Raw genomic sequence first — 26,177 nt, 5'->3', positions numbered from 1 at the left:
ATGGGTGAGAAAATCATCAAGCTGCCGGATGTCGGCGAAGGGGTCGCGCAAGCCGAGCTCGTGGAATGGCATGTGAATATCGGCGACCTTGTGCGGGAGGACACGATGCTCGCCGCCGTGATGACCGACAAGGCAACCGTGGAAATTCCCTCTCCGGTGGAAGGCGAGGTCACCTGGAGGAATGGCGACATTGGCGACATGATTGCCGTCGGGGCAGCCATTCTCAAAATCAAGACCGCCGGTGAAGTGGGTGAGGAGGAGCCGGCGATCGAGCTGACTTCGCCTGAGCGGGCGCCGCGTTCGGCCGAGCTCGAAGATGAGCCGAAGCCTGTCGCGGAAAAGCGGGAACCCGCAGCGGGGGGCACTCCGGCAAAACCGTCTGCAGCGGCGGCATCCCCAGGTGTCGGTGCACCGCGCTCCGGAGGCGAAAGGCCACTCGCACCGCCAGCCGTCCGCCTGCGGGCCAGGGAAGCAGGTATCGATCTCAGGCAGGTACCGGGAACCGGTCCGGCCGGGCGCATCACCCATGAAGACCTCGATATGTTCCTGAGCCGCGAGACAGGGAGCGCTGTTGCGGCCGGCCTGCAGCCCAACAAGAGCGTGCAGGAGGTCAAGATCGTCGGCCTTCGCCGCCGCATCGCGGAAAAAATGGCGCTCGCTAAGTCGCGCATTCCCCACATCACCTATGTGGAGGAGGTGGACATGACGGCGCTGGAGGAATTGCGGACCCGTCTGAATGGCAATCTGAAGCCGGGCAAGCCGAAGCTCACCATATTGCCGTTCCTGATGCGGGCGATGGTCAAGGCGATCGCAGAGCAACCGGGCATCAATGCACATTTCGACGACGAGGCGGGGGTGATCCATCAATTCGGCGGCGTGCATATCGGCGTTGCGGCGCAGACGCCCTCCGGCCTCGTCGTGCCGGTGGTCAAGCATGCCGAGGCGCGGGACATATTCGACTGTGGCCGCGAGGTTGCGCGGCTGAGCGAAGCTGCGAAGAACGGCACCGCCTTGCGCGAGGAGCTTACCGGTTCGACGATCACCATCAGCTCGCTCGGCGCGATGGGCGGGATCGTCTCGACGCCGGTCATCAACCGTCCGGAAGTGGCGATCATCGGCGTCAACAAGCTCGCGATCCGGCCGCATTGGGACGGGACGCAGTTCGTGCCGCGCAAGATGATGAACCTGTCTTCCAGCTTCGATCATCGGGTGATCGACGGCTGGGACGCCGCGACCTTCGTGCAGAGGCTGAAGGCGCTCCTGGAAACGCCGGCGTTGATATTCGTCAGCGAATAGGCCCGAAAATCGGTTCCGATTTTCGGAAGGCACTATTCGCCGATTCAAAGAGTTAGAGCGTCCTTTGTGAATCCGGAGGATGCACAAAGGACGCTCTATGAGTGAGGTGGAAGAAGAACAATGAAGGAAATCGCCTGCAAGCTTCTCGTCATCGGGGCCGGTCCGGGCGGCTATGTCTGCGCCATCCGGGCCGGCCAGCTGGGAATCGATACGGTCATCGTCGAAATGGCGAAGCCGGGCGGCACCTGCCTCAATATCGGCTGCATCCCGTCCAAGGCGCTGATCCATGCGGCCGACGATTTCCGCGGAGCCGTGGCCATGGCCGCGGGTAGGAACGCCATGGGCATCGGAGCCGAGAACCCGGCCATCGATCTCGCGAAGACCGTGGCCTGGAAGGACGGGATCACCGGCCGCCTGACCATGGGCGTGTCGGGCCTCCTGAAGAAGGCAGGCGTAAAGATCGTCGTCGGCCGGGCGAAATTTCGCGACGGCAAGACGGTTGCGGTGGAGACCGAGACCGGTCAGCAGGTCATCCGTGCGGAGAATGTCGTCATTGCCACAGGCTCCGCGCCGGTCGAGCTGCCGGCATTGCCGTTCGGCGGAAAGGTTATTTCATCGACCGGTGCATTGTCGCTGACCGAAGTGCCTGGGAGGTTGGCGATAGTTGGTGCGGGTTATATCGGCCTCGAACTCGGCATCGCCTTCGCCAAGCTGGGGTCGAAGGTGACGATCGTCGAAGCGCTCGACCGCATCCTGCCGCTCTACGACGCGCAGCTTACACAGCCGGTTGCAAGGCGGCTTTCGGCTCTGGGGGCCGAGGTGCTGCTCGGTACCAAGGTGAGGGGCATGTCGGCGACCGGCGAGGCACTGCTTGCGGAAACCGGAGATGGCGAGGAGAAACGGATCTCCGCCGACAAGGTGCTCGTGACGGTCGGCCGCCGGCCGGTCACCGAGGGCTGGGGCCGACAGGAACTGGAACTCGACATGGACGGGCGGTTCCTGAGGATCGACGAGCAATGCCGCACGTCAATGCGCGGTATCTATGCGATCGGCGACGTGACCGGGGAGCCGATGCTGGCGCACCGGGCGATGGCGCAGGGCGAGATGGTGGCGGAGATCGTTTCGGGCAAACGCCGGAACTGGGACAAGCGCGCGATCCCCGCCGTCTGCTTCACCGATCCGGAGATCGTGTCGGTCGGGCTGTCGCCGGACGAAGCGCGAGCGGGCGGCCGCGAGACCAAGGTCGGCCAGTTTCCGTTCACGGCCAATGGCCGGGCGATGACCTTGTCATCGGAAGAAGGATTTGTGCGGGTGGTGGCGCGCGCCGACAACCATCTGGTGCTCGGCATACAGGCGGTCGGGACAGGGGTTTCCGAATTGTCCGCGGCTTTCTCGCTGGCGGTCGAGATGGGCGCGAGGCTGGAGGATATAGCGGGCACGATCCATGCGCATCCGACGCTATCGGAAGCATTTGCCGAGGCGTCGATGAAGGCGCTCGGGCACGCGCTGCATGTGTGAGATTTCACCCTCCCCTTGAGGGGAAGGGTCGGACCGTAGGTCCGGGGTGGGGTGAACCGTCGGAGATCAAATTGGTCACCCCAACCCGTCGCTTCGCGACGACCTCCCCCCTTGAGGGGGAGGTGGGTTTCACAACTCCAGCAGCGCATACGGTCTTCCGGTCGGCTTCTCGACATGGGACGCGACGTTGTAGACGGGGGCGCCGCCGGGCGTCTTGCCGGAATAGGTGCCGCGATGGGCGTGGCCGTGTACGACCGCTTTCACCGGGAAGCGGTCGATGGTTTCCGCCAGACGCGAGGAGCCGAGGAAGGGATAGATTTCCTGCGGCTCACCCGCCACTGTATCCAGAACCGGGGCATAATGCAGCACGACCATCGCCCGTTCAGAGCGCACCTGCCTGAGCGCGTTTTCGAGCCGCATGGTCTCTTCCACGCTTTCCGCCACCATGGCCTTGATCGCCGGTTCGCCGAAGGAGCCGAGCATGTAACGGCCGAAGCCCCCGGCAAAACCCTTGACGCCTGCAAACCCGACGCCGTCGATCTCGACCGCCTGGCCTTCGAGCAGCTGGACGCCGGCATCCTTGATGATTGCCGTCACCTCTTCCACATGACCACATTCGTAATCGTGGTTGCCGAGCACGCCGACGACGGGGATGGAGCAGGAGCGCAGCTCCGCAGCAAGGATTTCCGCCTCCCTCGGCTTGCCGAGGTCCGTCAGGTCACCGGTGAGCACGAGGATGTCGGCGATCTGGGAAATCTCGCTGAACAGCTCCTTGTACGAGGTGCCGTCGTTTTCCTTCACATGCAGGTCGCCCATGGCGGCGATCTTCAGCCTGCCGTTGGATTTCATCCCGGTGTCGTCTTTTGCGTCGGTCGTCCGGGTCACGACGATACTCCTTGCAAGTCCCTAGGCAAGTCTTTTGGCAGGTCGTCGCGCAGGTCGCCTTCGCCGCCCACATCGGCAAAGCCCCATTCCTTCACGTCGATCTCGAAATCCACCCGGCTGAACATGCGGCCGCGGCAGATCTTCATCTGCGGCAGCGGTAGCTCGCGCTGCGCCTTCAACCGGTCGAGCAGCTCGTCCAGCAGCCAGTCAGGCACCTTGTCGCGCTCGGTCGGATAGATCCAGCGGAAGTTCAGGAGGTGGATCAGCAGCACCTCCCAATGCACTTCCATGTGGTTCAGAAGCCGCTGCCAGTCGATCTGGTCGTGAGCGCGCAGGATGACATGGACGATGTCTCCGCCGTCATAGCGGTGGCGGAGCTGCACGAAACATTTCGACCAGATGAGCTCGGTCGGCGCGATGATGCTCACCTTGTGGCCGCCCATCTCGATCTGCCGGGCATTCTCGAACCAGGCGTCGCTGATTGGCATCGTGCCGTTCGAGCCGGCGAAAATGACATCGAAGAAGTGCGGGCCTTTCTTCACCTTGCCGAGCCAGCGGTCGTCCTCCACCTCGATCTCGTAGCCCTTCTCCTTGAAGTGAGCGAGAATGCGGGCGTAATCGCCGGCGCGGCAGAAGATATCGAGGTCCTTCGTCTGCCGGGAAATGCCGGTATAGGCACTCACCGCAAAGGTGCCGGCGACGAGGAAGGGGATATGGCATTTGACGAGGTCTTCGAGCGCCATGGCCACGAAGGACTCGGAATCCGGATCGGCAAGCGTCGGTGACGCCTTGACTTCCATCTCGGGCTCGTTCCCCAGTATAGCCTTCGCCGGCTTCGGCATCAGGTTCTGCGCGGCATTGGCTTCGGCGTTCATTGACGATCTCCGATTCGGTTGCGTGCAGGAGAACACTCGTGCGGGTTCTTGAGTTCCGCCCTGGGCGGTTTGCGGATGACAGGTTCAACGTTCCGGATTGTCCGCATTCATAGTTGTCCCTTCCTCTTATCGCGCCGCCCAAGGGCGCCGCTGGTTATCAGAACAACCCGTGGGTAAATGAGATGTTCCACCTCAAAGGCGGGAACCAAAACCATGCCGGTCTGTTCTTCTCGGATGTGAAACCGAGGAGGCAGACATGCCAGCGAAATCGAAATCACAGCAGAAGGCCGCCGGCGCGGCGCTCGCCGCCAAGCGGGGCGAGATCAAGAAGGGCGAGCTCAAGGGCGCTTCGAAGGGCATGGAAAAATCCATGAGCGAAAAGGAGTTGCACGAGATGGCTTCGGCGAAGCGCAAGGGCAAGCCGGAGCATGCCGCGCACCGCTGATCCCTGATCCCAAGGGCTTTGCAGCCAGATCGGAACTTCCCGGGGAGACGGACGTTTTCGGAGCGCCGTCTTTTCGTGGAGGAGGAAAAGCCATGCCGCCGGAAGAACTCGATGCGACATTGACCGCCTTGCCGCTCCGGATCGGAGTCTATGTTCCGGACGATCTTTTGGAAGACTGGTTTGCACCAGGCACCGGCATGAAGCCGGCGAGCGCGGCGGCGCTGACCGCGGCGGAAGCCTATGGCCGGCGCTTCGAATGCGAGTTCAAATATTATCCCGAGCGGATGGAAGGCGTTTTCTGGAAATGGGTTCCGGCCCTTTGAGGGCACCGGTGAAGGCTCCAGGCCCTATCAGAACGGGAAGGCTGCCGTGCCGTTCGAGATCGCTCTCCTCCACGCCGCTGGAGCGAGCGAACGGTCCGCCAAGAGACACGGCAGCACTCCACGCAATCATACGGGACCGACAAACGACAAAACGGGAAGCCGCCGTCACCGGCGGTCCCGGACCACATGATACCCGGTCCCATCGCCGTTAACGAGCAGACCGGCAGGTGGTTCCGGAGAAAATGCAACCCGGCTAAAATATGTTTCCGCCGGGTCACTTATGGTTGTTCCGATCCGGTCTACGCAGGAACGTAGCGGTCGCGCAGGGCTTCGAACTTATTGAGCTGCTCTGCGATCAGTTCGCGGTTTTCGTCGCGGCGGACAAAGACCTTGAACATCGCCGAACCCTTGTCGTTCATGAACCAGACCGAACAGGAGCGGCGGCCGTGGAAGGCACGGTCCACGAACGTCACCGACGCGCAGTTATCCTTCCGGATATGGCCGCCGATCGGACTGTCTCCGTGGATGTTGAACCAGCCGTGTGCCTCGGAGCCGGCCGGAAGGCTGCCTTCTGCCTCCAGCACGATGTCCTCCGTATGGACGATAAAGAGGACTTCGCCCCAGGTGCCCATCTCGGACCAGATATCCAGGAAATGATCCTTCCCGACGATAACCGCGGCACCTCTCGGCAGGATTTCGAGAATTTCGGCCGGCGTCACCTCGGCCTTTGCGGCAATCGCCTCGACCACGCCGTCAGGCTTTTCTGCAAGTGCTGCGAGCGCCCGTTCACGGCGGTCCGGCTTGACGTCTGAATCAGCATTCATCGGCCTGCCTCAGGCAGCGTCGGCGCGTGCGCCGTTCTTGTCTTCGTGGATGATGACTTCGAAACCCTCGAAATGCGGGCCCGAGAGATATTCGACCTTGCCGCGGTTTTCGCCGGCCTTGGCATGGGCGGCGCGGAACTGCTCCGACTTCGTCCAGGCCTCGAAATCCGCGAAGCTTTCCCAGACCGTGTGCGATGCATAGAGGGTGTGATCCTCCGCCTTCGGACCCTTCAGCATGTGGAACTCGATATAGCCGGGGAGTTCGGCCAGGCGGCCCTGCCGGCTGCGCCAAATGTTCTCGAAAGCCTCTTCATAGCCCGGCACCACACGGAATCGGTTCATGGCGATATACATTTATCGGTCCTCACAATAAGTTTCATTTTCGGCTCAAGATATCTACGGCCGGCGCTCTTGAAAAGCCGAAAAAACTTGCGTAGTCAACTCAAGTTATGTCGTCGAAGGCGTGGCGCCGGGTGGATTTTCGCAAGCCCGGGAATGGTACAATCAGGGTAGGCATTATGACATATTCTTCCGCCGTCTGCCGATTTTTCGTGGTCGCATCTCTTGCAACGGGTCTTGCTGCCGGCCATGCCGCGGCGGCCGAAAAGGGCAATCCCGAGGCGAAGCGCATCGTTTCGGTCGGCGGCACGATCACGGAAATTCTCTACGCGCTTGGCGCCGAGGACCGCATCGTTGCGCGGGATTCCACCAGCTTCTATCCCGATGCTGCGAATGGCAAGCCGGATGTCGGTTACATGCGAGCGCTTTCCGCGGAAGGCGTTCTCGGTCAGAAGCCGGATCTGATCCTGATGGAAGAGGGGTCCGGCCCACCGCCCGTGCTTGAAATCTTGAAAGCCAGTGAAGTGCCGATGGTCACGATCCCGACGCCGCCCCAGGCCGACAAGATCGGTCAGAAAATCCGCGACGTGGGCGCCGCCGTAGGCCTTTCCGACAAGGCGGAGGCGCTGGCGGTCAAGACGGAAGCGGACCTCAAGAAGCTTGCCGAAGACGTTGCGAAGGTTCCTGGGCCGAGAAAGAAGGTGCTCTTCGTCCTGTCGCTCTCGAACGGCCGTGTGATGGCCGGCGGCGCAGACACGGAAGCCGGTGCGGTGATAGAAATGGCCGGCGGCATCAATGCCGCGCCGACGATCAACGGCTACAAGCCGCTCGCCGACGAGGCGGTGATCGCCGCCCAGCCGGACGTGATCCTTTCCATGTCGCGCGGCGATCACAAACTTACACCGGAACAGGTCTTCGCGGTTCCTTCCATGCAGACGACGCCGGCAGCCGCCAACAAGGCGCTCATCTCCATGGACGGCCTGCTGCTGCTCGGCTTCGGTCCGCGCACTCCGGAGGCCGCCCGCGCGCTTGCCGCGCAGATCTATCCGGGAGCGATCAACTGATGAAAGCGCTGGCGATGGCCTTTCGCCCGGCAAGCAGTGGCGACCGGACGCAGCAGGGTGTCCTGGTCCTCATCCTGCTTGCGGTGATCCTCTTCATCGCCTGCCTCATCTCGCTCGGCGTCGGTCCGACTGGCGTGGGCCTTCGCGATTTCTGGGCCTACGCGACCGGCAACGCTGCAAGCCTTTCGACGCAGGAGCGGGTAATCCTCGAGGCCGTGCGCCTGCCGCGCACGGCGCTCGGGCTGCTGGTGGGCGCGGGGCTTGCCGTTTCCGGCGCAATGATGCAGGGCCTCTTTCGCAATCCGCTCGCCGATCCCGGCATCGTCGGGGTGACGTCGGGCGCCGGGGTGGCGGCGGTCGCGGCGATCGTACTCGGCAATACAGTACTTGCGCCCGTCTCCATGCTGCTCGGCAACCAGTTCCTGCCGCTGATGGCGTTCTTCGGCGGCCTCTTCAACACCTGGATGCTCTATCTGATCGCCACCCGCGACGGCCGGACGTCGACCACTACGCTCATCCTTTCCGGCATCGCGATCGGCGCTCTTTCAGCGGCGATCATGGGCCTCATGATCGTCATGGCCGACGACCGGCAACTCCGTGACATCACCTTCTGGAGCCTCGGCTCGCTCGGTGGCGCCACCTTCGGTCGCGTGCTCTCGATCCTGCCGTTCATCGCCATCGTGCTCGCCATCATGCCCTTCGTGGCGCGAGGGCTCGACGCACTGATTCTGGGCGATGCTGCCGCCTTTCACATGGGCATCCCGGTGCAGAGGCTGAAGACGATTGTCATCGTGGCGGTGGCTGCCGCCTGCGGTTCGACGGTCGCGGTGGCGGGTTCCATCGGTTTCGTCGGCATCGTCGTGCCGCATCTCCTGCGTCTCGCCATGGGGCCGTCCCACCGTTTCCTGCTACCCGGTTCGGCCCTCGGAGGCGGGGCGCTGCTGCTCATCGCAGACAGCGTGGCGCGCACCGTCGCCGCGCCTGCGGAACTGCCGATCGGCGTCATCACGGCGCTCTTCGGTGCACCGGTCTTCCTCTTCCTGCTCATCGGGAAGAAGGGAGTGAGCATGCGGGACATGCCATGATTTCGGGCGAACACATCACCGTCGCCCGCTCGGGCCGAAAGCTTCTCGACAATGTCGGGATCGACCTCAGGCCTGGTCGGTTTACCGTGATCATCGGCCCGAATGGCGCCGGCAAATCGACGCTGATGAAGGCGGTATCCGGCGAAATGAAGCCGGATACGGGTTTCATCTCCTATTACGGAACGAGTATCGGTCTTTGCCAGCCGGCCGAGCTTGCCAAGCGTCGGGCCGTGCTGCCGCAGGCAACACAGCTTGCCTTCCCCTTCACGGCACTTGAAATCGCCCGCATGGGGGCGGTGGCGCAGGGAGCGCTGAACCCGACCGAGCAGGCGCGGCAGGCGCTCGCCAAAGTCGGATTGCGCGGTTTCGAAAGCCGGCCCTATCCGTCGCTCTCCGGCGGCGAACAGCAGCGGGTGCAGTTTGCCCGGGCGCTTGCCCAGGTACCACAGCCGATTGTCGATGGCATACCGCGGGCGCTCTTCCTTGATGAGCCGACCGCAAGCCTTGACCTCGGTCACCAGATTTCGGTGCTGGAGATCGCCCGCGATTTCGCGGGCGCCGGCGGGATCGTGCTCGCCATCCTGCACGATCTCAATCTCGCTGCGGAATTTGCCGATCATCTCGTGGTGCTGAACCACGGCAAGATCGTCGCGGAGGGCGCGTGTGCGGAGACGGTCAATGACGAGATCATCGCCAGCGTCTATGGGATTGCCGGCGCGGTCGGGCGGCTGCCGGCCGAACATATCCCATATGTGCTGCCGCAATCGCGGCATCGCTGACCCCCGCGGACCTCAGGCACCGGGTTCCGGACGGGTGACGACGAAAATCGCCGGACCGATCATCAGGGCTGCGACCAGGGTAGCACGCCAGAAGGGCGGCGACGTCCCGAACCAGAAGATGGCATAGCTGACGCTCATCATCACGACCGCGGCGATTTTCGCCTTCCGCGGGATCGCACCCTTTTCCCGCCAGTCCCTGAGCGGCGGGCCGAATTTCGGGTGTTCGAGCAACCATGCTTCGAGCTTCGGCGAGGAGCGTGCAAAGCAGGCGACCGCAAGCAGCAGAAAGGGCGTCGTGGGCAGGACCGGCAGGAAAACGCCAATCACGCCGACAGCTACGAAGAACCAGCCGAGACTGAGAAGCAGGGGACGCATGAATGACCTACAATAAATCCTGAGCAGGATAGAGAAGTTTGAGGGCCGAGTCTCGACAAATTTGTGCAGTGCGATTGACCGCGCAGTCTGCCCTTCCCATTTGTTTCATGCCCGTTATAGTGCCCGCCGGTTTCAACAGCCTTCAGGAGACATGATGTCGAAGAAGAAAGTGCTCGTGGTCGGCGGAGCCGGCTATATCGGCTCCCACACGTGTCTGGTGCTGGCGGAGCGGGGCTACGAGCCCATCGTCTTCGACAATCTTTCCAACGGGCACGCGGAATTCGTGCGTTGGGGACCGCTGGAAGAGGGCGACATCCGCGATCGCGCGCGCCTCGACGAGGTTTTCGCAAAATATAAGCCGGATGCGGTTTTGCATTTCGCGGCGCTGATCGAGGTGGGGGAATCGGTCAAGAACCCGGTCGGTTTCTACGACAACAATGTCATCGGTGCGCTCACGCTGCTGTCGGCGGCAATGGATGCGGGCTTGAAGGCCTTCGTCTTCTCCTCGACCTGCGCCACCTATGGCCTGCCTGACCGGGTGCCGATGGATGAGACGCACAAGCAGGCGCCGATCAACCCTTACGGCCGCACCAAGTTCATCATCGAGCAGGCGCTCAAGGATTACGGCCAGTACAAGGACCTGAAGTCCGTCATGCTGCGTTATTTCAACGCCGCCGGCGCCGATTTCGAGGGCCGGATCGGCGAATGGCATACGCCGGAAACGCACGCCATCCCGCTGGCGATCGAGGCCGCACTCGGCCGCCGCCAGGGTTTCAAGGTGTTCGGTGACGATTACGACACCCGCGACGGCACCTGCGTGCGCGACTATATCCATGTGCTGGACCTTGCCGATGCGCATGTCCGCGCCGTGGACTATCTGCTCGCGGGCGGCGAGACGATGGAACTCAATCTCGGCACCGGCACGGGCACGACTGTGAAGGAACTGCTGGCGGCGATTTCCGAGGTGTCCGGGAAACCTTTCCCGGTGGAATATGTCGGAAGGCGCGAGGGCGATTCCACCTCGCTCGTCGCCAATAACGACAAGGCGAAGGCTGTGCTCGGCTGGGAGCCGCAATATACGCTCGCAGACATCATCCGTTCCGCCTGGAATTGGCATTCGCGCAGCAATCACGTTCTGAAATAGGGAAGGCCGGTCATGGCAAAATTGGTCCACTCGATGATCCGGGTGCTGGATGAGGCGCGTTCGGTCGATTTCTATGAGAAGGCTTTCGGCCTCAAGATCGCCGAGCGGGTGCCGTTCGACGGATTCACACTGATCTACATGGCCAATCGGGAGACCGGGTTCGAACTGGAACTGACGGTCAATGCCGGCCAGGAAGAGGCTTACGACCTCGGCAACGGTTATGGGCATATCGCCGTCTCGGTCGAGGATATCGATCTGGAATACAGGCGCTTTGTCGATCTCGGGTTGCCGGTCGGCAAACTTGTGGGCATGCAGTATAACGGCAAGCCGTTTGCGCGGTTCTTCTTCGTCACCGACCCTGATGGCTATAAGATCGAGGTCCTGCAGCGAGGCGGCCGGTTCCAATAGGAGAACAAGCGATGGCGGAGGGCGAGGTCAGGCTCGAGGAAAGCTGGAAGCACGTGCTCGGGCCGGAATTCGAAAATCCTTACATGAGCGAACTGAGGCGTTTTCTCGTCGCCGAGAAGCAGGCGGGCAAGCGGATATTTCCCAAGGGCAGCGAATATTTCCGCGCCCTCGATCTCACCCCGCTCGAGCATGTGAAGGTCGTCATCCTCGGCCAGGACCCCTATCACGGCTACGGCCAGGCGCACGGGCTCTGCTTCAGCGTCAGGCCGGGCGTGCGCATCCCGCCCTCGCTCGTCAACATCTACAAGGAGATGGAAACCGATCTCGGTATCCGACCGGCCAATCACGGTTTCCTGGAGCATTGGGCAAGCCAGGGCGTGCTGCTCCTGAACAGCGTGCTGACGGTCGAGGAGGCGAGGGCGGCCTCGCACCAGGGGCGGGGATGGGAGCGCTTCACCGATGCCGTCATCCGCGCCGTCAACGAGGATTGCGACGGCGTCGTCTTCATGCTCTGGGGCTCCTATGCCCAGAAGAAGGCGGCCTTCGTCGATACGAAAAAGCACCTTGTGCTCAAGGCCCCGCATCCTTCGCCGCTTTCGGCCCATAACGGGTTTTTTGGCTGCCGGCATTTTTCCAAGGCCAACGACTTCCTGATTTCGCGCGGCAAAGAACCGATCGACTGGCAATTGCCCGAGCGTGTAACTGTGAACAATTAACCGCTCGCCATCTTCGAAAAGTGAACAATGCGTTCGGATAGGGCAGTCTATCCAATCCGCACCCGATCGACCAAATAATGCCCCAGATAACGGCTCGCTGAGCCAGAAAGGGGTTTGAAATGCTCGACCAGATCAAGGGCCTCCACCACGTCACATCGATGGCTGCGAGCGCCGGCACCAACAACAGGTTCTTCACCGATACGCTTGGGCTCCGCCGGGTCAAGAAGACCGTCAATTTCGATGCGCCTGATGTCTACCATCTCTACTACGGCGACGAAGTGGGCACGCCCGGTTCGGTGATGACCTATTTCCCGTTCCCGCATATCGCCCGCGGCCGCCCCGGCACCGGCGAAGTGGGCACAACGCTCTTTTCGGTCCCGGAAGGTTCGATCGGCTACTGGACCGACCGGCTGAGCAAGGCAGGCGTCGACGGCTTGAAGACCGACAGCGCCTTCGGCGAAAACCGGCTGCATTTCGCAGGCCCGGACGGCGATGGCTTCGCGCTCGTCGAAGTCAAGGACGATCCGCGTGCGCCCTGGACCGGTAACGGTGTCGGCGAAGACAATGCGATCCGCGGTTTCCATTCCGCTTCGCTGAGGCTTCGCGATGAGGGCGCCACCGGTGAACTGCTGAAATACATGGGCTACAGCCAGATCGATGCGAAGGACGGCGTTACGCGCTTCGGTATCCCTGGCGGCAACGGCGCCGACGTCATCGACATCGAAACCATGCCCAACATCGCCCATGCCCATCTTGGCGCCGGCTCGGTCCACCATATCGCCTTTGCGGTCGAAAACCGCGAGAAGCAGCTCGAAGTCCGCAAGGCGCTGATGGAAACCGGCTATCAGGTGACCCCGGTCATCGACCGCGATTACTTCTGGGCGATCTATTTCCGTACGCCGGGCGGCGTGCTGTTCGAAGTCGCCACAAACGAGCCCGGCTTCAACCGGGACGAGGATACGGCCCATCTCGGCGAAGCGCTGAAGCTGCCGAAGCAGCATGCACATCTGAGAGAAGCCCTCGAACAGCATCTCGAACCGATCGAATAAGCCGGCAGAGGCGGGCCGAAAAGCGCAAGGCGTTTTCGACCCGCCGCCGGATCAAGCAGATTTCAGGAGAATCCAATGAGTTACGACAGCTACGTGCACCGGGCAAAGGCCGGTGCGCCCGGATCGCCGATCCTGTTCGTCTTCCATGGCACCGGCGGCGACGAGAACCAGTTCTTCGATTTCGGCGGCAGGCTTTTGGCCGGCGCGACGGTGATCTCGCCGCGCGGCGACGTGTCCGAACACGGCGCGGCCCGCTTCTTCCGGCGCAAGGCGGAGGGCGTCTACGATTGCGACGACCTGGCGCGCGCAACCGAGCGGATGAGCGAGTTCGTAGCCGCCAACCGCGACCGCTACGAATCCTCGACCGTGCTCGGCCTCGGCTTCTCGAACGGTGCGAACATTCTCGCCAATATCATGATCGAGAAGCCCGGCCTGTTCGAGGCGGGGGTCTTGATGCATCCGCTGATCCCGTTTTCGCCGAAGGACCGCAAGGCCGGTGAAGAAGCGCATGTGCTGATCACGGCCGGCGAGAACGACCCGATCTGCCCGGTGCCGCAAACGGTGGCGCTTGCCGACTATTTCAAGCGGCAGGGCGATACGGTGACGCTCGAATGGCATGGCGGCGGCCACGAAATCCGGCCGAACGAGATCGAAGCCATCAAGACGTTTTTCACGCCTTACGGGGGATAGGGTCTCAGGGGAAACTCCGGACTTGCGAGGGTTAGGGGCTTGGCCGATAGTGGCCATGCCGTTTCTCTGGCTGTCCGGAGGTCTTCCATGAGCAACCATCTGAAGTTCTTCATCGACGGGGCCTGGGTGAAGCCCGAAATCCCCGTCGCGCTCGATGTCATCGACCCTTCGACCGAAGAGGCCTATACGCAGATCGCGCTCGGTTCGACGGCGGATGTGGACAGGGCGGTCGCCGCCGCGAGAGCCGCGTTCGCCTCCTTTTCCCAATGGCCGAAGGGCGAACGGCTGGCGCTTCTGAAGCGCATCCTTGCCGAATATGAAAAGCGCTACGAAGACATAGCCCAGGCCGTCTCACGAGAGATGGGTGCGCCGCTCGGTTTTGCCCGCGAGGCACAGGCGGCGGCCGGCAAGGGGCATCTCGGCGCCACGATCGAGGCGCTGGAGAGATACGAATTCACCGAGAGGCGCGGCACGACGATGGTCGTCAAGGAGCCGATCGGCGTCTCAGCCCTCATCACGCCCTGGAACTGGCCGCTCAACCAGATCACCTGCAAGGTCGGACCTGCGATCGCGGCCGGCTGCACCATGGTGCTCAAACCTTCAGAGATCGCGCCGATTTCCGGCATCATCTTCGCCGAGGTGATGGAGGCGGCCGGCACGCCGAAGGGCGTCTTCAACCTCGTCAACGGCACGGGCCCGGACGTGGGGCAGGTGATGGCCGGCCATCCGGATGTGGACATGGTCTCCTTCACCGGCTCAACCCGCGCCGGCATCGTCGTCGCCAAGACGGCTGCCGATACGGTGAAGCGCGTCGCGCAGGAGCTCGGCGGCAAATCGCCCAATATCATTCTGCCGGATGCGGATTTCGAAAAGGCCGTGGCGGAGGGCGTGACCGCCTGTTTCGGCAATTCCGGCCAGTCCTGCGATGCGCCGACCCGCATGCTCGTGCCGGCGACGCGCCATGACGAGGCGCTTGAGATTGCCAAGACGGCTGCGGAGAAGCTCAAGACCGGGGATCCGCGCGCCGACGGCACCGATCTCGGCCCGGTCGTCAGCCAGACGCAGTTCGACAAGATCCAGAGGCTGATCGAGGCCGGCATTTCCGAGGGCGCGACGCTCGTCACCGGCGGACCGGGCCGGCCAGACGGGCTCAATCGCGGCTATTACGTGCGGCCGACCGTGTTCGGTCATGTCACCAACGACATGACCATTGCCCGCGAAGAGATCTTCGGGCCGGTTCTTTCCGTTCTTTCCTACGAGACGGAAGAGCAGGCGATCGAGATCGCCAACGATACGCCCTACGGGCTTGCCGCCTATATTCAGGGTGAACTCGGACATGCCCGCAAGGTGGCGTCGCGCCTGCGGGCCGGTTCCGTCTACATCAATTATCCGGAATGGGACCTTTTCGCACCCTTCGGCGGTTACAAGCAGTCCGGCAACGGTCGCGAATATGCAGACTGGGGCGTCCACGACTTCCTCGAAATCAAGGGGATCGTCGGCTACGGGGATTGAGCGGGCCGTTGTCAGATATGCGGCTCGGAAAAGGCGGTGCAGGCGCCGACATCCTTCCAGACCGGCTGCCTGCCGGCTTTCTTCGCCTTGCGGTCCGCGAACATGAGATAGAGATCGAGCTGGCGGTCGCGGATACCCGGAATAAGGCTGGTGGGCGAGAAGGGCAGCGGCGTAAAGGGATTGGCGCGATGATAGGCGTGCAGTTCCACCCGGGTCGTATGCCTGTCGCTGACCGCACGCGAATGGAAGGCATAGGTATCGGCCACCACCAGCGTGTTGGCAGGCACCGCCACCTTCTGCGGCGCGAAGTCGCCAAGCTCCGACAGTTCCGCGGGCGTGATGCGGAACGATCCGTCCGCATGGTGGGAGCGTTTGTCCGAATTGGCCAGCAGGCTCTGTCGGTATTCCCAGTCCAGCCGCTTCTCGGTGAGTTTATGGCTACCGGGCACGAATACGAATGGTCCGTCGTCCGGACCGACGTCCTGCAAAAACAGCCAGGCCTTGGATGTTGAATGGAACGTGTCCGCGTGCAGAGCGGTCTGCGGGTCCGCCTGCTTGACCGCCGGTTCGGCAATGACGGTCTGGACGAAATAGACCGGATCGCCTCCGGCGCCTCCCACATATCGAATGAGGCCGGCGATCGACGGATCGCGGCTGAAGCGCGCCATATCCGGCATCTTCGCCAGAAGCTGCGGATTGATGGGGATCATCCGCGTCACCGCCTGTCCTTGGCGCATCTCGCGGGCGGGCAGCGGCTCGTTCTGGAGAAAATCACGGATGCGCTGGAAGACGTCTGCGGGGAGGGCGTTCTCGCGGATGATGAAGCCGTCCCGATCGAAGGCTGCTCTTTCTTCGGCGCTCACCGATACGCCGAGCACTTTGCGACGGTAACTCGCCATGCGGGCGGCGAGGCGAACGCGCTCGCGGTGCAGGCCGAGTTCATTGAGGCGAGGATGTCCGAGCAGCGGATTCTTGCGAAAGGATTTCTCGCTCCCAAAAATGCCGAGGGCAAAAGCCGGATAACGCCACCATTGGGCGACAGCGCGCGACATGGATCTCCCCTCCCTTGTCCCTGCATAATCCCTGATGAAGGATAATCAGAAAGAGGGGCGAGGCAAGAGGCCCGGAAATCGCGTGCCCTCTTCAACGGCACCCCTGCAATGTTGCCGGCGTGGCGTAACATCGCCGATGCCTTGAATCCGGTGGAGAGAATCGATTTGCTGGTTTACCGTCCGATGCTTCCAGCACGAACCGAAGAGCTCGCCCCCATGAATCGTGTTTTCAATCCTCCTTCCGTGCGCAAACCGTTCGGTGCTTACAATCATGGACTTCTGGTGCCGCCGGGCGCGAGCCTGCTGGTGACTTCCGGCCAACTCGGCATTTCGCCTGACGAGAAAATACCGCCGGACGTGACCAGGCAGGCGGAGCTTTGCTTCCAGGCGATCGGCGCGATCCTGGAAGAGGCGGGCATGACCTATGCGGACGTCATCCGCATTTCCGGCTTTGTGACGAGCCGCGAGGACTTTCCGGCCTATATGGCGGTGCGCGACCGCTACACGCTCGACCCGAAGCCGGTGTCGACGCTCATCATCGTCAGCGGCTTCACCCGGGCGGAATTCCTGGTCGAAGTGGAAGTGACGGCCGCCAAGGTGTTTTGAGCGCCGTCAAAATTCGACAACAGATATAATCCTTGCCTGCCGTCGCGGGGGAACTTGCGGCATATCGGGAGGAAGCCGGAAGGTTCGCAATTTGGCACTTGTTGAAATATCGGGAAATACCGCATTTATTTCAGCGAGGTGCTCCTTCGAGATCTGTGATCTTTCGCAGGCGCCTTTCTCGTCCCAGAGACGTCTTGCAATGCCACTGCTCACGGCAGAGGTCACCGCTTCTCCGGCAAGGTCGTTCCTTGCCACCTTCCTTTCATCGATGAGGGCATGGATGGCCTCCCCGACGATCCTGGCTGACTCGTCGAAGTCGACATCGCTTAGGTCTTGAAAGCGGGCATCCGGGGCTTCGTCCACGAGACAATGCCTCGCCACGAAAAGCCAGTCGTGAATCATGTAGGCCGGCGCATAACCCCAAGGTGAAAGTCCCTTGAACATCTGGGCGATCTTCGGGATGGAGCCGCCGTCGGTGTACATGACGCCCGGCTTTATGATGCCTGCCGTGTGGCTGCCCGAAGGCCGCGTGAAGGTGAGCTCATTTCCGGGAGCCGGGACAAAGACGAACTTGCCGTCTCCGCTGGAATTGCCTTCGCCGACCCACATGACAAAGAGCTTGCCGCTGAAGGAGCCGGGTTTCAGATCACGATAGTAAATCGTTCCGCAGCCGGCCAAAACAAGTAAAGCAATAAACGTCGTATAAATGCCTTTCCGCATCTATCTGCCCCCATCCGCCGCGGATATTGCCTCAATTTTATTTGGTCTGCAACCGTGGATGATGGGTGATTTCTTTTCTCTTTATTGTTGTGTCTGCTTCAGATCATGTCACGCACGGATCTGCGACGTGACCCTTTCTTGCGGATTACGACTCATCGTTGGCGGTTAGGAAGACGCTCAGTACCCGCAGCTTCTGAGCTGGGCTTCGTATCGTTCCGCCATGCTGGCGGATTTCCGTGCCGCCTGCCGCGTGCCGGAGGAGAACTGGCCGCGTGAATAACCCGCCTGGCCGGAATAATAGGCAAGGTAGAGATTATAGCTGTCGGAGAGCGGAATGCCATTCTTGACGTGGCTCTGATTGTGATACCAGCCGACGAAATGGACGGCGTCGCCGAAATCGCTGCGGCTTGCCCTCCAGCGGCCCGTCTCCTTCTTGTACTGGAGCCAGGTGCCGTCGAGCGCCTGCGCATAGCCGTAGGCAGAAGAAACACGTCCCCACGGGATAATACCGAGGACATATTTGCGCGGCGGCTTGGCATAGGGCCGGAAGCCGGATTCGACGTAGATCGTCGCCATCAGGGTCGGCACCGGCACGCCGAATTCCCGTTCCGCCGCCTTGGCCTGGCGCGACCAGTTGTTGAAGAGGCCGTCCTTCTGCTCGAAGATCGCGCAGGCATTCGTGACCCGGCTCGGCGCGGAGGCGCAGGCGGTCAGTGTGAGGGCCATGAGGGCGATGAAAAACGCAATACGCATCGCTTAATCTCTCAAGTTCGAGAGATTAATAACCGGTAAAATTTAAGGAAAAGTTTAGTGGCCGATATGGTCTCCAGATTCTTCATGCGCCGCCAGCGAATTGCGGACGATGACGCCAAGCGCAGTCGTTGCGGCAATGCCTTCCAAGCCGAGCCCGATTGCCGGCGCGACGAGGCCAAGCAGACCGAAGATGAGGAGCGCATAACGAGAGAAGCCGTTACAGGCAAAGCGGTCGCGCACAAACCAGAGGCTTGCGTAATAGATGGCGACGGGGATCGCCACCGCATAGTCACCGACGAGAAGCGGCACTTCCGAATGATGGGTGATGATGTCGACCAGCGCGGCAAAGCCTGCCCCGACGGCCGCCCCGGACGCGAAAATGAAGAAATGGCCGTAACCCCATAACAACGACCGGCTGAGCTTGCGGGAGCCGAGATGCTCCTGGCGGGCGAAATAGGCCCACCAGAGCGCGAAGACAATGACGAGTGCCGAAAGCGCCGTGTGCACCAGCATGATGTCGAAATGGCCAGCCACCTGCCTGAGCGCCATGGAGCCGGAGAGCAACGTTTCTCCCAGCACGATGATGTTCAAAAGGCCGTAACGCTCGATGATATGATGGCGATGCCAGGGCGTGTTGGCGCTGAGAGGCTCCGCAATCGCGGGGACGGCGATTTCGAGAATGGCGCCGATCACGAACATGGCATAGGCCGTGCCGGTGGAGACCGGCTGCACGGCAAGGAAGGCGACCCAATAGAGTTGGGCGATGAAGATGCCGGCCGCATAGGCAAGCGCGGTGCGGCGGCGGTTGGGATCGTGATAGGCGGCGCGAAGCCAGAGGACGATCATGGCAATGCGCATGATCACATAACCGAAGATCACCATGGTAAAATCCGGCTCTTCCGTGAAGAGTGCCGGAATGCCGGCGGCCATCGTCAGCGAGCCGCCCATGATAACCATGGTCAAGAGCCGGTAGACGACGTCGTCATTGTCGTAGGCCGAGGCGAACCAGGTGAAATTCATCCAGGCCCACCAGATGGCGAAGAAGGCCATGGCGAAGGTGATGACGCCCTGGGCGGCGTGGTTTTCCGCAATCGCATGGTGCAGGCCGGCGGCGGCAGAGGCAATCGCGATCACCGATACGAGGTCGAACAGCAATTCGAGCGAGGTCGCGACGCGGTGATGTTCGTCCGGATCGCGGGAGTGAAGGGGGCGGAGAAAACCGGCGATCGGTGAGGCTTGGTTCGTCATCGTTCGCATGTCCTTGAATCAACAGTCGAGATGACGAATAGCGCAAAAAAGCGTTCTCAAGTAAAGACCGACTCCATCGAGCAGCGGAGGGAATATGCCGGAGGTTCTTGACACCGATCGACTGGTCTTGCGGAAGCTCAAGCGAGCCGACGTGCCTATCCTGCATCGCATCTTCGGCGATGCCGAGAGCATGCGGTATTATCCGCGCTCCAAGACCCTGGAGGAGACGTTCGCCTGGTTCGAAAAGCTTGCCTTTCAAAGCTATGCGGAAAATGATTTCGGCCTTTGGGGAATCGTCGAGAAGGCGAGCGGCGAACTGATCGGCGACTGCGGGATTACGCTGCAGAAAACGCCATCAGGCTTGGAGCCGGAGATTGGCTATCATCTGCGGCGCGAATGGTTGGGGCGTGGTTATGCCATCGAGGCCGCCTCCGCCTGCCGGAACTACGGCCTCACCAAACTGAGATTCCGGCGAGTTGTCTCGATCGTCAGTCCGGAGAATGTTCCCTCCCTGCATGTGGCGGCCAGAATTCACCATCGGTGGGAGACCTATCGGACCGTGACGTCTGCGGGTGCTGACGCGGATCGGTTTCTTTTCATTTCCGAAAACGTCGACGGGCCGGAAATGACAGATGCCGGAGCCCGAATTACCGCGGTCGAGGCTGAGGCCTTGCGTTTGCGGCGCGGTGCCCAATGCTGAAGGCAAGGAAAAATCTTGTTTCGCACAGACTGATGTCGGCGAAGTGAGGGCTGCGGCGTCCTTGGGTGGAAGGCGCGGATGCGCTTTGAAACGCAAAGCCCGAGGAGAGAGCCAATGACGGCCAAAATCATCGTTTCGCAGTACATCTCGCTTGATGGCGTGATTGAAGACCCGGTCGGGATGGAGAATTCCGGTCTCGGCGACTGGACCGGGCCCTTCACGCGCGGACCGGACGGCGACAAATTCAAGCGTGCGGAGCTGTTCTCCGCTTCCGCCGTGCTGCTTGGGCGCATGACCTATGACAGCTTCGCCGCCGTCTGGCCGCTGGTGAAGGACGAGGAAGGCTTTGCCGACCGGATGAACAGCATGCCGAAATTCGTCGCCTCGAACAGCCTTTCCGAAGCGGGCTGGAACAATACGATGGTGCTCTCCGGCGATGTCGTCGCGAAAGTCCGGGAGCTCAGGGAAAAGCTCGACGGCAACATCCTGATCTACGGCAGCGCAGGTCTGGTGCATTCGCTGATGCCGGCCGGGCTGATCGACCGGTATAACCTGATGGTCTATCCGACCGTACTCGGGCGCGGCACGCGGCTCTTTCCGGCGGGATATTCCGTGGCCCAGATGAAGCTCATCGATGTGCTGTCGTTCAACGACGGCATCGTCCATCTGCGCTACGAGACGTGAAGATCAGAAACGCTCCATCTCGCGTTTCACTCTAGCGAGGAAGGCTGCGCGGGTTTCGGGCGTGCAATTGTTCATGTCGTAATGGGCGAGAAATTTGACCGCCCGGGCCGGGTTGGTCTGGACACGCAGCACGCGCCTGGCGAGCTTCCTTGGCGGGTCGCCGGCAAGGAAGGCACGCCAGCGGGTGGCGCCATAGGTCAGCACGACGGCCACCTTGCGGATGTTGTCGAGCTTGCGGATCAGCTTTCCACCTTCCATCTCGAAGGTCACGCCCGGCAGCCAGACGCGGTCGAAATAGCCTTTGAGCATCGCCGGCCAGCCGAAATTCCAGACGGGCGTGACGATCACCAGGCCTTCGGCCTTCTGGAGCCGGTCGACATAAGGTCTCACGAGTTCCAGATTGTCGGGATAGGTGTGATAAATCATCCGGTCATGGCGGGACATGACCGGATCGAAGCCTTCCGCGTAGAGATTGCAGTCGTCTACCTCATGCCCGGCTTTCCGCAAGCTCTCGCGCGCCTGCTCATACAGCGCAGAGCCATAGCTCGATTCGACCGGATGCGAGTGGAGAAGCAAAACGCGCATCAGCCGCCTGCCGCTGCAAGTCCGGGGAAGAGGTAGTTCTTGCCGGCCGAGAAATCGAAGTCCGGATTATCCCAGGCGATCATCTTGCCGGGGTTCAACAGGCCTTTCGGGTCCGTTTCCTTCTTGAAGGCAAGTTGCACCACGTCCGTCTGTTTCATGCCGCCTTCCTCCAGCGTGTAGCGGTGCGGATTGAAGATCGGGCAGCCGTTGTCGCGGTGGATCTGCATGATCTCCTCCAGCCGCTCCCGGGTCGTGTAGCGCACCAGCGGCAGGCCGGAGCACTGCATCCGTCCGTCGAACCTGATGAATTCCAGATGGCCCGGCACTTCGTCGCCAAAAATCTTCACCATTTTCTCGACCTTGGCAACATGGTCAGGCCCCGGATACTGGACCTGCAGATAGGTGAAGTTCGCATCGACCTTCAAGGCGCGCAATGTCGTGTGGTTCCAGGCAAGTTCATAGGCATGTGGGATGCCCTTCATGCTCTCGACCTTGTCGGAACGAAAGAGGATTTCGCCCTTCTGGCGCTCGGTGAAGGCGGTGAAGGCATCGATGGAATGCGGCGCCACCATCAGCACGCAGACCGATTGGCCGCGATGGCGGATGAAGGGCTTGTGACGGGGGAAGTAGTCGTGGGGGATCGGCGCGGCTATGGGGGCGATTTCCTTCACGAGGATGCCGTTCTTATGGGCGATCGCATCGCCGAAGCGTACCGCATCCATGAAGTCGTCATAGCCGACCAGCACGTCCACCCAGTCATAGGCCGGAGCAAGCGGCATCTCGACCTCGACGATGATGCCGTTGGTCCCGTAGGCGTGCGTGACCTTCTGCAGGTCCCAGGCGGTGAGGTCCAGCACGCGCGGTTCTGCTTCCATGGTGACGACGCGCAGGCGCAGGATATTACCGAGGTCGCGCAGGCCGCCCCAATGGATCGAGCCGACGCCTCCGGAGCCGCCGGCGACGAAGCCGCCGATCGTCGCCGTCTGGGCGGTGGAGGGATGGAAGCGCAGTTCCTGGCCGGAATGCGCTCTCGTCTGGCGGTCAAGTTCAGCAATCACGACGCCCGGCTCAGCGATCACGCGGCCCGGATGGATCTCCTTGACCCTGTTCATGTTGATGAGATTCAGGACGATGCCGCCGGAAAGCGGCATGGCCTGGCCGTAATTGCCGGTGCCGGCGCCGCGTGGGGTGACCGGTACGCCATGCGCATAGGCGACCTTCAGGGTGCGGATCACCTCGTCTTCGGTCTTCGGCGAGACCACGAGGTCGGCGGTGACGTTTTCGAGCTCTTCCTTCAGGATCGGCGAATACCAGTAGAAATCACGGCTCTTCTGGCGCACCAGCGCCGGATTGTCCTCCACCGCGATGCCTTCGAGCTCCTGTTTGATCTTGGCGTAATCGGCCATGCCTCAGCCTTTCATGATGATCGGGTCAAGGTCACGATAATCCGGCAGGCGACGGTCGATGCCCATGCCATTCCGCATCACGATGCGGTCGGCCTGCGGACGGGAAAGGAATTCACTCCAGCGCCTGGCGCTGAAGAGGATGAGATCGGCGGGCGCACCTTCGGCAATCAAGCCGATATCGGGTCGGCCGAGAATTTCAGCAGGCGTCGAGGTGACGACGCGGGCCGAGGTGTCGAGCGGGTGGTCGAGATGCAGGATGCGGACTGCCTCCCGGAAGACTTCCACCGGGTCCATGTCGCCATAGGCATAGAAGGGATCGCGGGTATTGTCGGAGGAGACGGCGGTCTTGACGCCCGCGGCAACCAGTTCGTGAAACAGGGTCACACCACGCCAGCGAGGGGTGCGGCCATCGTAGCGGTCCTGCAGATACATGTTGCACATCGGGAGCGACACGACGGAAATCCCGGCCTCCGCGACCTTGTCGATCACGCGCTTTGCCGTCTCGTCGTCCTGCCTCGCCAGCGAGCAGCAATGGCCGACGGTGACCGCGCCCTCGAAGCGGTTGCGTTTCTTGGCGTCGGCGATCGCTTCCAGCGTGAGGACCTGCCGGTCTTCTGTTTCATCCACATGCAGATCGATATCGAGGCCATGGTCGGACGCGGCGCGAAACAGCTTATCGAGGATATTTTCGAAATCGGGAAGAATGCGGGTGGCGCCGCCGAGCAGCCCGCCATGCTGTTTCGTCGTTTTGACGATGCCGTCGAACACGGCTTCATCCGGAACGCATTCGAGTGGCAGGAGGGCGACGGCCTGCAGCGCGATCCTGTCCTTCCACTCCTCGCGCAGTTCCGCAAACAGCGGAAAGGAAATATCCGGCTGCGGCGGGATGGAGTCGAGATGGGTGCGGATCAGTTTCGTGCCGTGCGCATAGGCGCTTTTCAACGAAAATTCGAAGCGGGCGCGGATGTCGTCCGCCGTCCAGTTGGCGATGCGGTCCTCTCGGACATTCTCGAGCGCGCCCATGAACGTGCCGTCGGGGTTCGGGCGGCGATCCCAGAAATGACCCTTGTCGAGATGGGTATGCATGTCGACGAAACAGGGCCAGACCATGCTGTTGCGCAGGTCTGCCTTGACGAGATCGGCAGGCGCGGTGCCGGCAGGCAGGATCTTTTCGATCCTGCCTTGAGAGACGATCAGATCCGCCGAGATCAGGCCCTCTCTTGCAGGCGCGGCAAAACCTTTCACGAGAACGCCGGGTAAGATCGCGTTGACGAGCGCGAAACGGCGGGCGTCTGGAAGCTGCATGAAGCCGGCAGTCATCAGTTCTCTCTCTTCAGGCTGCTTTCATGCCAGCGGTGCAGACCGAGCCAGGCGATAAAGGAGGTGATCATAAAGATCACCACGCCGAGCACGGAAAGCAGGATCAGCGCCGCAAAGAGCCGCGGGATGTTAAGGCGATACTGGGATTCGAGCAGACGGAAGGCAAGGCCGGAACCCGCACCGGCCGAACCCGCGGCGAATTCCGCCACGACGGCGGCGATCAGCGCCAGGCCACCGCCGATCCTCAAACCCGTCATGAAATAGGGGAGCGAGGAGGGGAGTTTGAGATAAAGCAGCGTCTGCCAGCGCGACGCGCCATAAAGATCGAAGAGGTTGAGCAGGTTATGGTCGACACTCTTCAGGCCCTGAACCATGTTGGACAGGATCGGGAAGAAGGCGACGAGGAAGGCGCAGATCAGCAGTGCAACCTGTGTCGTCGGCGCATAGATCAAAATCAGCGGCGCGATCGCCACGATCGGCGTCACCTGCAGGATGACGGTGATCGGATAGAAGGCCGTCTCGATCCATTTCGACTGGACCAGGAAGATGGCAATGCCGACGCCGCCGATCAACGCAAGCGCCAGCGCCTGCATGGTGATCTGCGTCGTGACCCAAAGGGCCGGCCAGAGCGTGCCCCAATCGTTGTAGAGCGAACTGGCGACCGCCAGCGGCCCCGGCAGGATATATTGCGGGATGCTGTTGACGGTGATGATGAACTGCCAGAGCAGGATCAGCGCGATCACCACGCCGACCGGGATCAGCGTGCGCAGGAGCGTATCGCGATGACGGCCGAAAAAGCCGGGCTTCGGAGGCGCAAGGGGCGGATTGCTTTCAAGACTGGTCGTCGCCATCAGTGTTCCTCCCCGCCGATCGCTTCCAGGAGCATGTTGGAGACCTTTTCGCAGGCCTGGCGGTATTCTTCCGAGGTTCGGTAGTGCGCGTCGCGACCGAGGCTCGTGACCAGCGGGAAATCCGCATGCACCCGGCCGGGCCGCGCCTTCATCACCACGATGCGGTTCGAAAGATAGGCGGATTCGAAGACGGAATGGGTGACGAAGATCACCGTGATCCCCGTTTCGCGCCAGAGCCTCAGCACGTCGTCATTGAGTTTCTGGCGGGTGATCTCGTCGAGCGCTGCGAAGGGCTCATCCATCAGCAGGAGCTTCGGCTTGGTCGCCAGCGCGCGGGCAATGGAAACGCGCATCTTCATGCCGCCGGACAGCTCGCGCGGATAGGCGCCGGCGAAGTCTTTGAGGCCAACGGTTTCGAGCGTCTCCATGATCTCGTCACGGGCCGCGGATTTTGAAACGCCGCGCAGTTTCAAGGGCAGGTAGACATTGCCGAACACCGTCTGCCACGGCATCAGCGTCGGCTCCTGGAAGACGAAGGAGATGTCGCCCTCCGGCAATCCCTTGGAATTGATGCGCGAGCTCGGCCAGTCGATCGTACCCGTCGTCGTGTCGCCTAGGCCGGCGATGATCCGGAGTGCCGTCGACTTGCCGCAGCCGGAGGGGCCAAGCAGGCTGACGAACTCGCCGGGTTCGACCGTCAGCGACATGTCGGAGAGTGCGAGCGTGCCGCTGGAGAACATTTTCGAGACGCTGCGCATCACGACCAGCGGGCGTCTGCGGGTGTCTCCGGGGGCTGGGATCAGCGGTGCTTGGGACGTGGTCATTACGGGCCTTGCGACAGTAAATGCGAAGAGATTGCCCCTCAGCCGGCATGCCGGCTTCCTTCACCCTCGGACGCTGCTTATGGCAGGTTCCCTCTCCCGGA

General features: G+C 61.8%; 30 protein-coding genes. 16 read left to right on the top strand and 14 right to left on the bottom strand.

Annotated elements, in window-relative coordinates; all coding sequences use genetic code 11:
• Both QEO92_RS16180 and lpdA read left to right on the top strand, forming a co-directional pair.
• The gene (locus QEO92_RS16180; RefSeq protein ID WP_227703701.1) at window positions 1-1,296 is read left to right on the top strand and encodes a dihydrolipoamide acetyltransferase family protein; all 1,296 of its coding nucleotides are present in this window, start codon (window positions 1-3) and stop codon (window positions 1,294-1,296) included.
• 120 nt (window positions 1,297-1,416) lie between these two features.
• Window positions 1,417-2,814, top strand: coding sequence for a dihydrolipoyl dehydrogenase (gene lpdA / locus QEO92_RS16175; protein ID WP_227703700.1), 1,398 nt, complete (start codon window positions 1,417-1,419; stop codon window positions 2,812-2,814).
• 129 nt (window positions 2,815-2,943) lie between these two features.
• On the opposite strand, the gene QEO92_RS16170 is transcribed toward lpdA, so the two are convergent.
• Complete coding sequence (locus tag QEO92_RS16170; protein WP_227705189.1) at window positions 2,944-3,663, bottom strand: metallophosphoesterase family protein; 720 nt, start codon at window positions 3,661-3,663, stop codon at window positions 2,944-2,946.
• Window positions 3,664-3,695: 32 nt separating this feature from the next.
• The gene (locus QEO92_RS16165) at window positions 3,696-4,541 is read right to left on the bottom strand and encodes a nucleotidyltransferase family protein (RefSeq protein WP_407722104.1); all 846 of its coding nucleotides are present in this window, start codon (window positions 4,539-4,541) and stop codon (window positions 3,696-3,698) included.
• A gap of 289 nt (window positions 4,542-4,830) precedes the next feature.
• Between QEO92_RS16165 and QEO92_RS16160 the strand changes: the two genes are divergently transcribed.
• On the top strand, window positions 4,831-5,019 hold the full coding sequence (locus QEO92_RS16160) for a DUF3008 family protein (RefSeq protein ID WP_037149094.1): 189 nt from the start codon (window positions 4,831-4,833) through the stop codon (window positions 5,017-5,019).
• Between the two features lie 92 nt (window positions 5,020-5,111).
• Entirely contained in the window at window positions 5,112-5,342 is a 231-nt protein-coding gene (locus tag QEO92_RS16155; protein WP_037149096.1) for a hypothetical protein, read from the top strand.
• 299 nt (window positions 5,343-5,641) lie between these two features.
• On the opposite strand, the gene hutX is transcribed toward QEO92_RS16155, so the two are convergent.
• Both hutX and hmuQ read right to left on the bottom strand, forming a co-directional pair.
• Window positions 5,642-6,166 carry a heme utilization cystosolic carrier protein HutX gene (gene hutX, locus QEO92_RS16150; protein ID WP_227703699.1) on the bottom strand — a complete coding sequence of 175 codons (525 nt, stop codon included), beginning with the start codon at window positions 6,164-6,166 and terminating at the stop codon, window positions 5,642-5,644.
• Between the two features lie 9 nt (window positions 6,167-6,175).
• Window positions 6,176-6,520 (bottom strand): heme-degrading protein HmuQ, encoded by a 345-nt coding sequence (gene hmuQ / locus QEO92_RS16145; RefSeq protein WP_037149100.1) that lies wholly within the window; start codon window positions 6,518-6,520, stop codon window positions 6,176-6,178.
• Between the two features lie 164 nt (window positions 6,521-6,684).
• Here hmuQ and QEO92_RS16140 point away from each other — a divergent pair, with 164 nt between their 5' ends.
• From QEO92_RS16140 to QEO92_RS16130, 3 genes are read left to right on the top strand one after another with little or no spacing between them, the layout of a single operon-like run.
• The gene (locus tag QEO92_RS16140) at window positions 6,685-7,569 is read left to right on the top strand and encodes a heme/hemin ABC transporter substrate-binding protein (protein ID WP_227703698.1); all 885 of its coding nucleotides are present in this window, start codon (window positions 6,685-6,687) and stop codon (window positions 7,567-7,569) included.
• Window positions 7,569-8,654: a FecCD family ABC transporter permease gene (locus QEO92_RS16135; RefSeq protein ID WP_052182786.1), complete on the top strand. Its 1,086-nt coding sequence runs from the start codon at window positions 7,569-7,571 to the stop codon at window positions 8,652-8,654. The genes QEO92_RS16140 and QEO92_RS16135 overlap by 1 nt, the downstream gene beginning before the upstream one ends.
• Entirely contained in the window at window positions 8,651-9,433 is a 783-nt protein-coding gene (locus QEO92_RS16130) for a heme ABC transporter ATP-binding protein (protein WP_227703697.1), read from the top strand. The genes QEO92_RS16135 and QEO92_RS16130 overlap by 4 nt, the downstream gene beginning before the upstream one ends.
• Window positions 9,434-9,445: 12 nt before the next feature.
• On the opposite strand, the gene QEO92_RS16125 is transcribed toward QEO92_RS16130, so the two are convergent.
• Window positions 9,446-9,808 (bottom strand): YbaN family protein, encoded by a 363-nt coding sequence (locus QEO92_RS16125; protein WP_210055695.1) that lies wholly within the window; start codon window positions 9,806-9,808, stop codon window positions 9,446-9,448.
• Window positions 9,809-9,962: 154 nt separating this feature from the next.
• On the opposite strand from QEO92_RS16125, the gene galE reads away from it, so the two are divergent.
• From galE to QEO92_RS16095, 6 genes are all read left to right on the top strand, one after another.
• The gene (galE, locus tag QEO92_RS16120; protein ID WP_227703696.1) at window positions 9,963-10,952 is read left to right on the top strand and encodes a UDP-glucose 4-epimerase GalE; all 990 of its coding nucleotides are present in this window, start codon (window positions 9,963-9,965) and stop codon (window positions 10,950-10,952) included.
• A gap of 12 nt (window positions 10,953-10,964) precedes the next feature.
• A complete protein-coding gene (locus QEO92_RS16115) occupies window positions 10,965-11,360 on the top strand; it encodes a VOC family protein (RefSeq protein WP_227703695.1) in 396 nt (131 codons plus the stop codon).
• 11 nt (window positions 11,361-11,371) lie between these two features.
• Window positions 11,372-12,076 carry a uracil-DNA glycosylase gene (gene ung, locus QEO92_RS16110; protein WP_227703694.1) on the top strand — a complete coding sequence of 235 codons (705 nt, stop codon included), beginning with the start codon at window positions 11,372-11,374 and terminating at the stop codon, window positions 12,074-12,076.
• A gap of 119 nt (window positions 12,077-12,195) precedes the next feature.
• A complete protein-coding gene (locus tag QEO92_RS16105) occupies window positions 12,196-13,125 on the top strand; it encodes a VOC family protein (RefSeq protein ID WP_227703693.1) in 930 nt (309 codons plus the stop codon).
• A 75-nt stretch (window positions 13,126-13,200) separates the two neighbouring features.
• Complete coding sequence (locus QEO92_RS16100) at window positions 13,201-13,815, top strand: alpha/beta hydrolase (RefSeq protein WP_227703692.1); 615 nt, start codon at window positions 13,201-13,203, stop codon at window positions 13,813-13,815.
• A gap of 87 nt (window positions 13,816-13,902) precedes the next feature.
• Complete coding sequence (locus QEO92_RS16095) at window positions 13,903-15,327, top strand: aldehyde dehydrogenase family protein (RefSeq protein ID WP_227703691.1); 1,425 nt, start codon at window positions 13,903-13,905, stop codon at window positions 15,325-15,327.
• 11 nt (window positions 15,328-15,338) lie between these two features.
• Here QEO92_RS16095 and QEO92_RS16090 read toward each other — a convergent pair whose 3' ends face one another.
• Window positions 15,339-16,379, bottom strand: a complete 1,041-nt coding sequence (locus QEO92_RS16090) for a phytanoyl-CoA dioxygenase family protein (protein WP_227703690.1) — start codon at window positions 16,377-16,379, stop codon at window positions 15,339-15,341.
• Between the two features lie 216 nt (window positions 16,380-16,595).
• Here QEO92_RS16090 and QEO92_RS16085 point away from each other — a divergent pair, with 216 nt between their 5' ends.
• Window positions 16,596-16,985 carry a RidA family protein gene (locus QEO92_RS16085; protein ID WP_037149124.1) on the top strand — a complete coding sequence of 130 codons (390 nt, stop codon included), beginning with the start codon at window positions 16,596-16,598 and terminating at the stop codon, window positions 16,983-16,985.
• A gap of 6 nt (window positions 16,986-16,991) precedes the next feature.
• On the opposite strand, the gene QEO92_RS16080 is transcribed toward QEO92_RS16085, so the two are convergent.
• The 3 genes from QEO92_RS16080 to QEO92_RS16070 all read right to left on the bottom strand — a co-directional run bounded on the left by QEO92_RS16080 (window position 16,992) and on the right by QEO92_RS16070 (window position 19,706).
• Complete coding sequence (locus tag QEO92_RS16080) at window positions 16,992-17,705, bottom strand: DUF1353 domain-containing protein (protein ID WP_227703689.1); 714 nt, start codon at window positions 17,703-17,705, stop codon at window positions 16,992-16,994.
• Between the two features lie 177 nt (window positions 17,706-17,882).
• Window positions 17,883-18,458, bottom strand: a complete 576-nt coding sequence (locus QEO92_RS16075; protein ID WP_037149126.1) for a transglycosylase SLT domain-containing protein — start codon at window positions 18,456-18,458, stop codon at window positions 17,883-17,885.
• Between the two features lie 54 nt (window positions 18,459-18,512).
• Window positions 18,513-19,706, bottom strand: coding sequence for a low temperature requirement protein A (locus tag QEO92_RS16070; RefSeq protein WP_227703688.1), 1,194 nt, complete (start codon window positions 19,704-19,706; stop codon window positions 18,513-18,515).
• Window positions 19,707-19,800: 94 nt separating this feature from the next.
• Between QEO92_RS16070 and QEO92_RS16065 the strand changes: the two genes are divergently transcribed.
• Complete coding sequence (locus tag QEO92_RS16065) at window positions 19,801-20,406, top strand: GNAT family N-acetyltransferase (RefSeq protein WP_320443028.1); 606 nt, start codon at window positions 19,801-19,803, stop codon at window positions 20,404-20,406.
• Between the two features lie 114 nt (window positions 20,407-20,520).
• A complete protein-coding gene (locus QEO92_RS16060; RefSeq protein ID WP_227703687.1) occupies window positions 20,521-21,090 on the top strand; it encodes a dihydrofolate reductase family protein in 570 nt (189 codons plus the stop codon).
• Between the two features lie 3 nt (window positions 21,091-21,093).
• Here QEO92_RS16060 and QEO92_RS16055 read toward each other — a convergent pair whose 3' ends face one another.
• The 5 genes from QEO92_RS16055 to QEO92_RS16035 are packed head-to-tail and all read right to left on the bottom strand — an operon-like array spanning window position 21,094 to window position 26,076.
• Window positions 21,094-21,675 (bottom strand): NAD(P)H-dependent oxidoreductase, encoded by a 582-nt coding sequence (locus QEO92_RS16055; protein ID WP_037149131.1) that lies wholly within the window; start codon window positions 21,673-21,675, stop codon window positions 21,094-21,096.
• Window positions 21,675-23,081, bottom strand: coding sequence for an FAD-binding oxidoreductase (locus QEO92_RS16050; protein ID WP_227703686.1), 1,407 nt, complete (start codon window positions 23,079-23,081; stop codon window positions 21,675-21,677). The genes QEO92_RS16055 and QEO92_RS16050 overlap by 1 nt, the downstream gene beginning before the upstream one ends.
• A gap of 3 nt (window positions 23,082-23,084) precedes the next feature.
• Window positions 23,085-24,401, bottom strand: coding sequence for a cytosine deaminase (locus QEO92_RS16045; RefSeq protein WP_227703685.1), 1,317 nt, complete (start codon window positions 24,399-24,401; stop codon window positions 23,085-23,087).
• Complete coding sequence (locus tag QEO92_RS16040) at window positions 24,401-25,252, bottom strand: ABC transporter permease (RefSeq protein WP_227703684.1); 852 nt, start codon at window positions 25,250-25,252, stop codon at window positions 24,401-24,403. Before QEO92_RS16040 ends, QEO92_RS16045 begins: the two co-directional genes overlap by 1 nt.
• On the bottom strand, window positions 25,252-26,076 hold the full coding sequence (locus tag QEO92_RS16035; protein ID WP_227703683.1) for an ABC transporter ATP-binding protein: 825 nt from the start codon (window positions 26,074-26,076) through the stop codon (window positions 25,252-25,254). The genes QEO92_RS16040 and QEO92_RS16035 overlap by 1 nt, the downstream gene beginning before the upstream one ends.
• Window positions 26,077-26,177: the final 101 nt, after the last annotated feature.

The organism is Neorhizobium petrolearium, from assembly GCF_029854435.1.
Lineage (GTDB): Bacteria > Pseudomonadota > Alphaproteobacteria > Rhizobiales > Rhizobiaceae > Neorhizobium > Neorhizobium petrolearium.
This window is presented reverse-complemented; position numbering and strand designations above follow the sequence as displayed.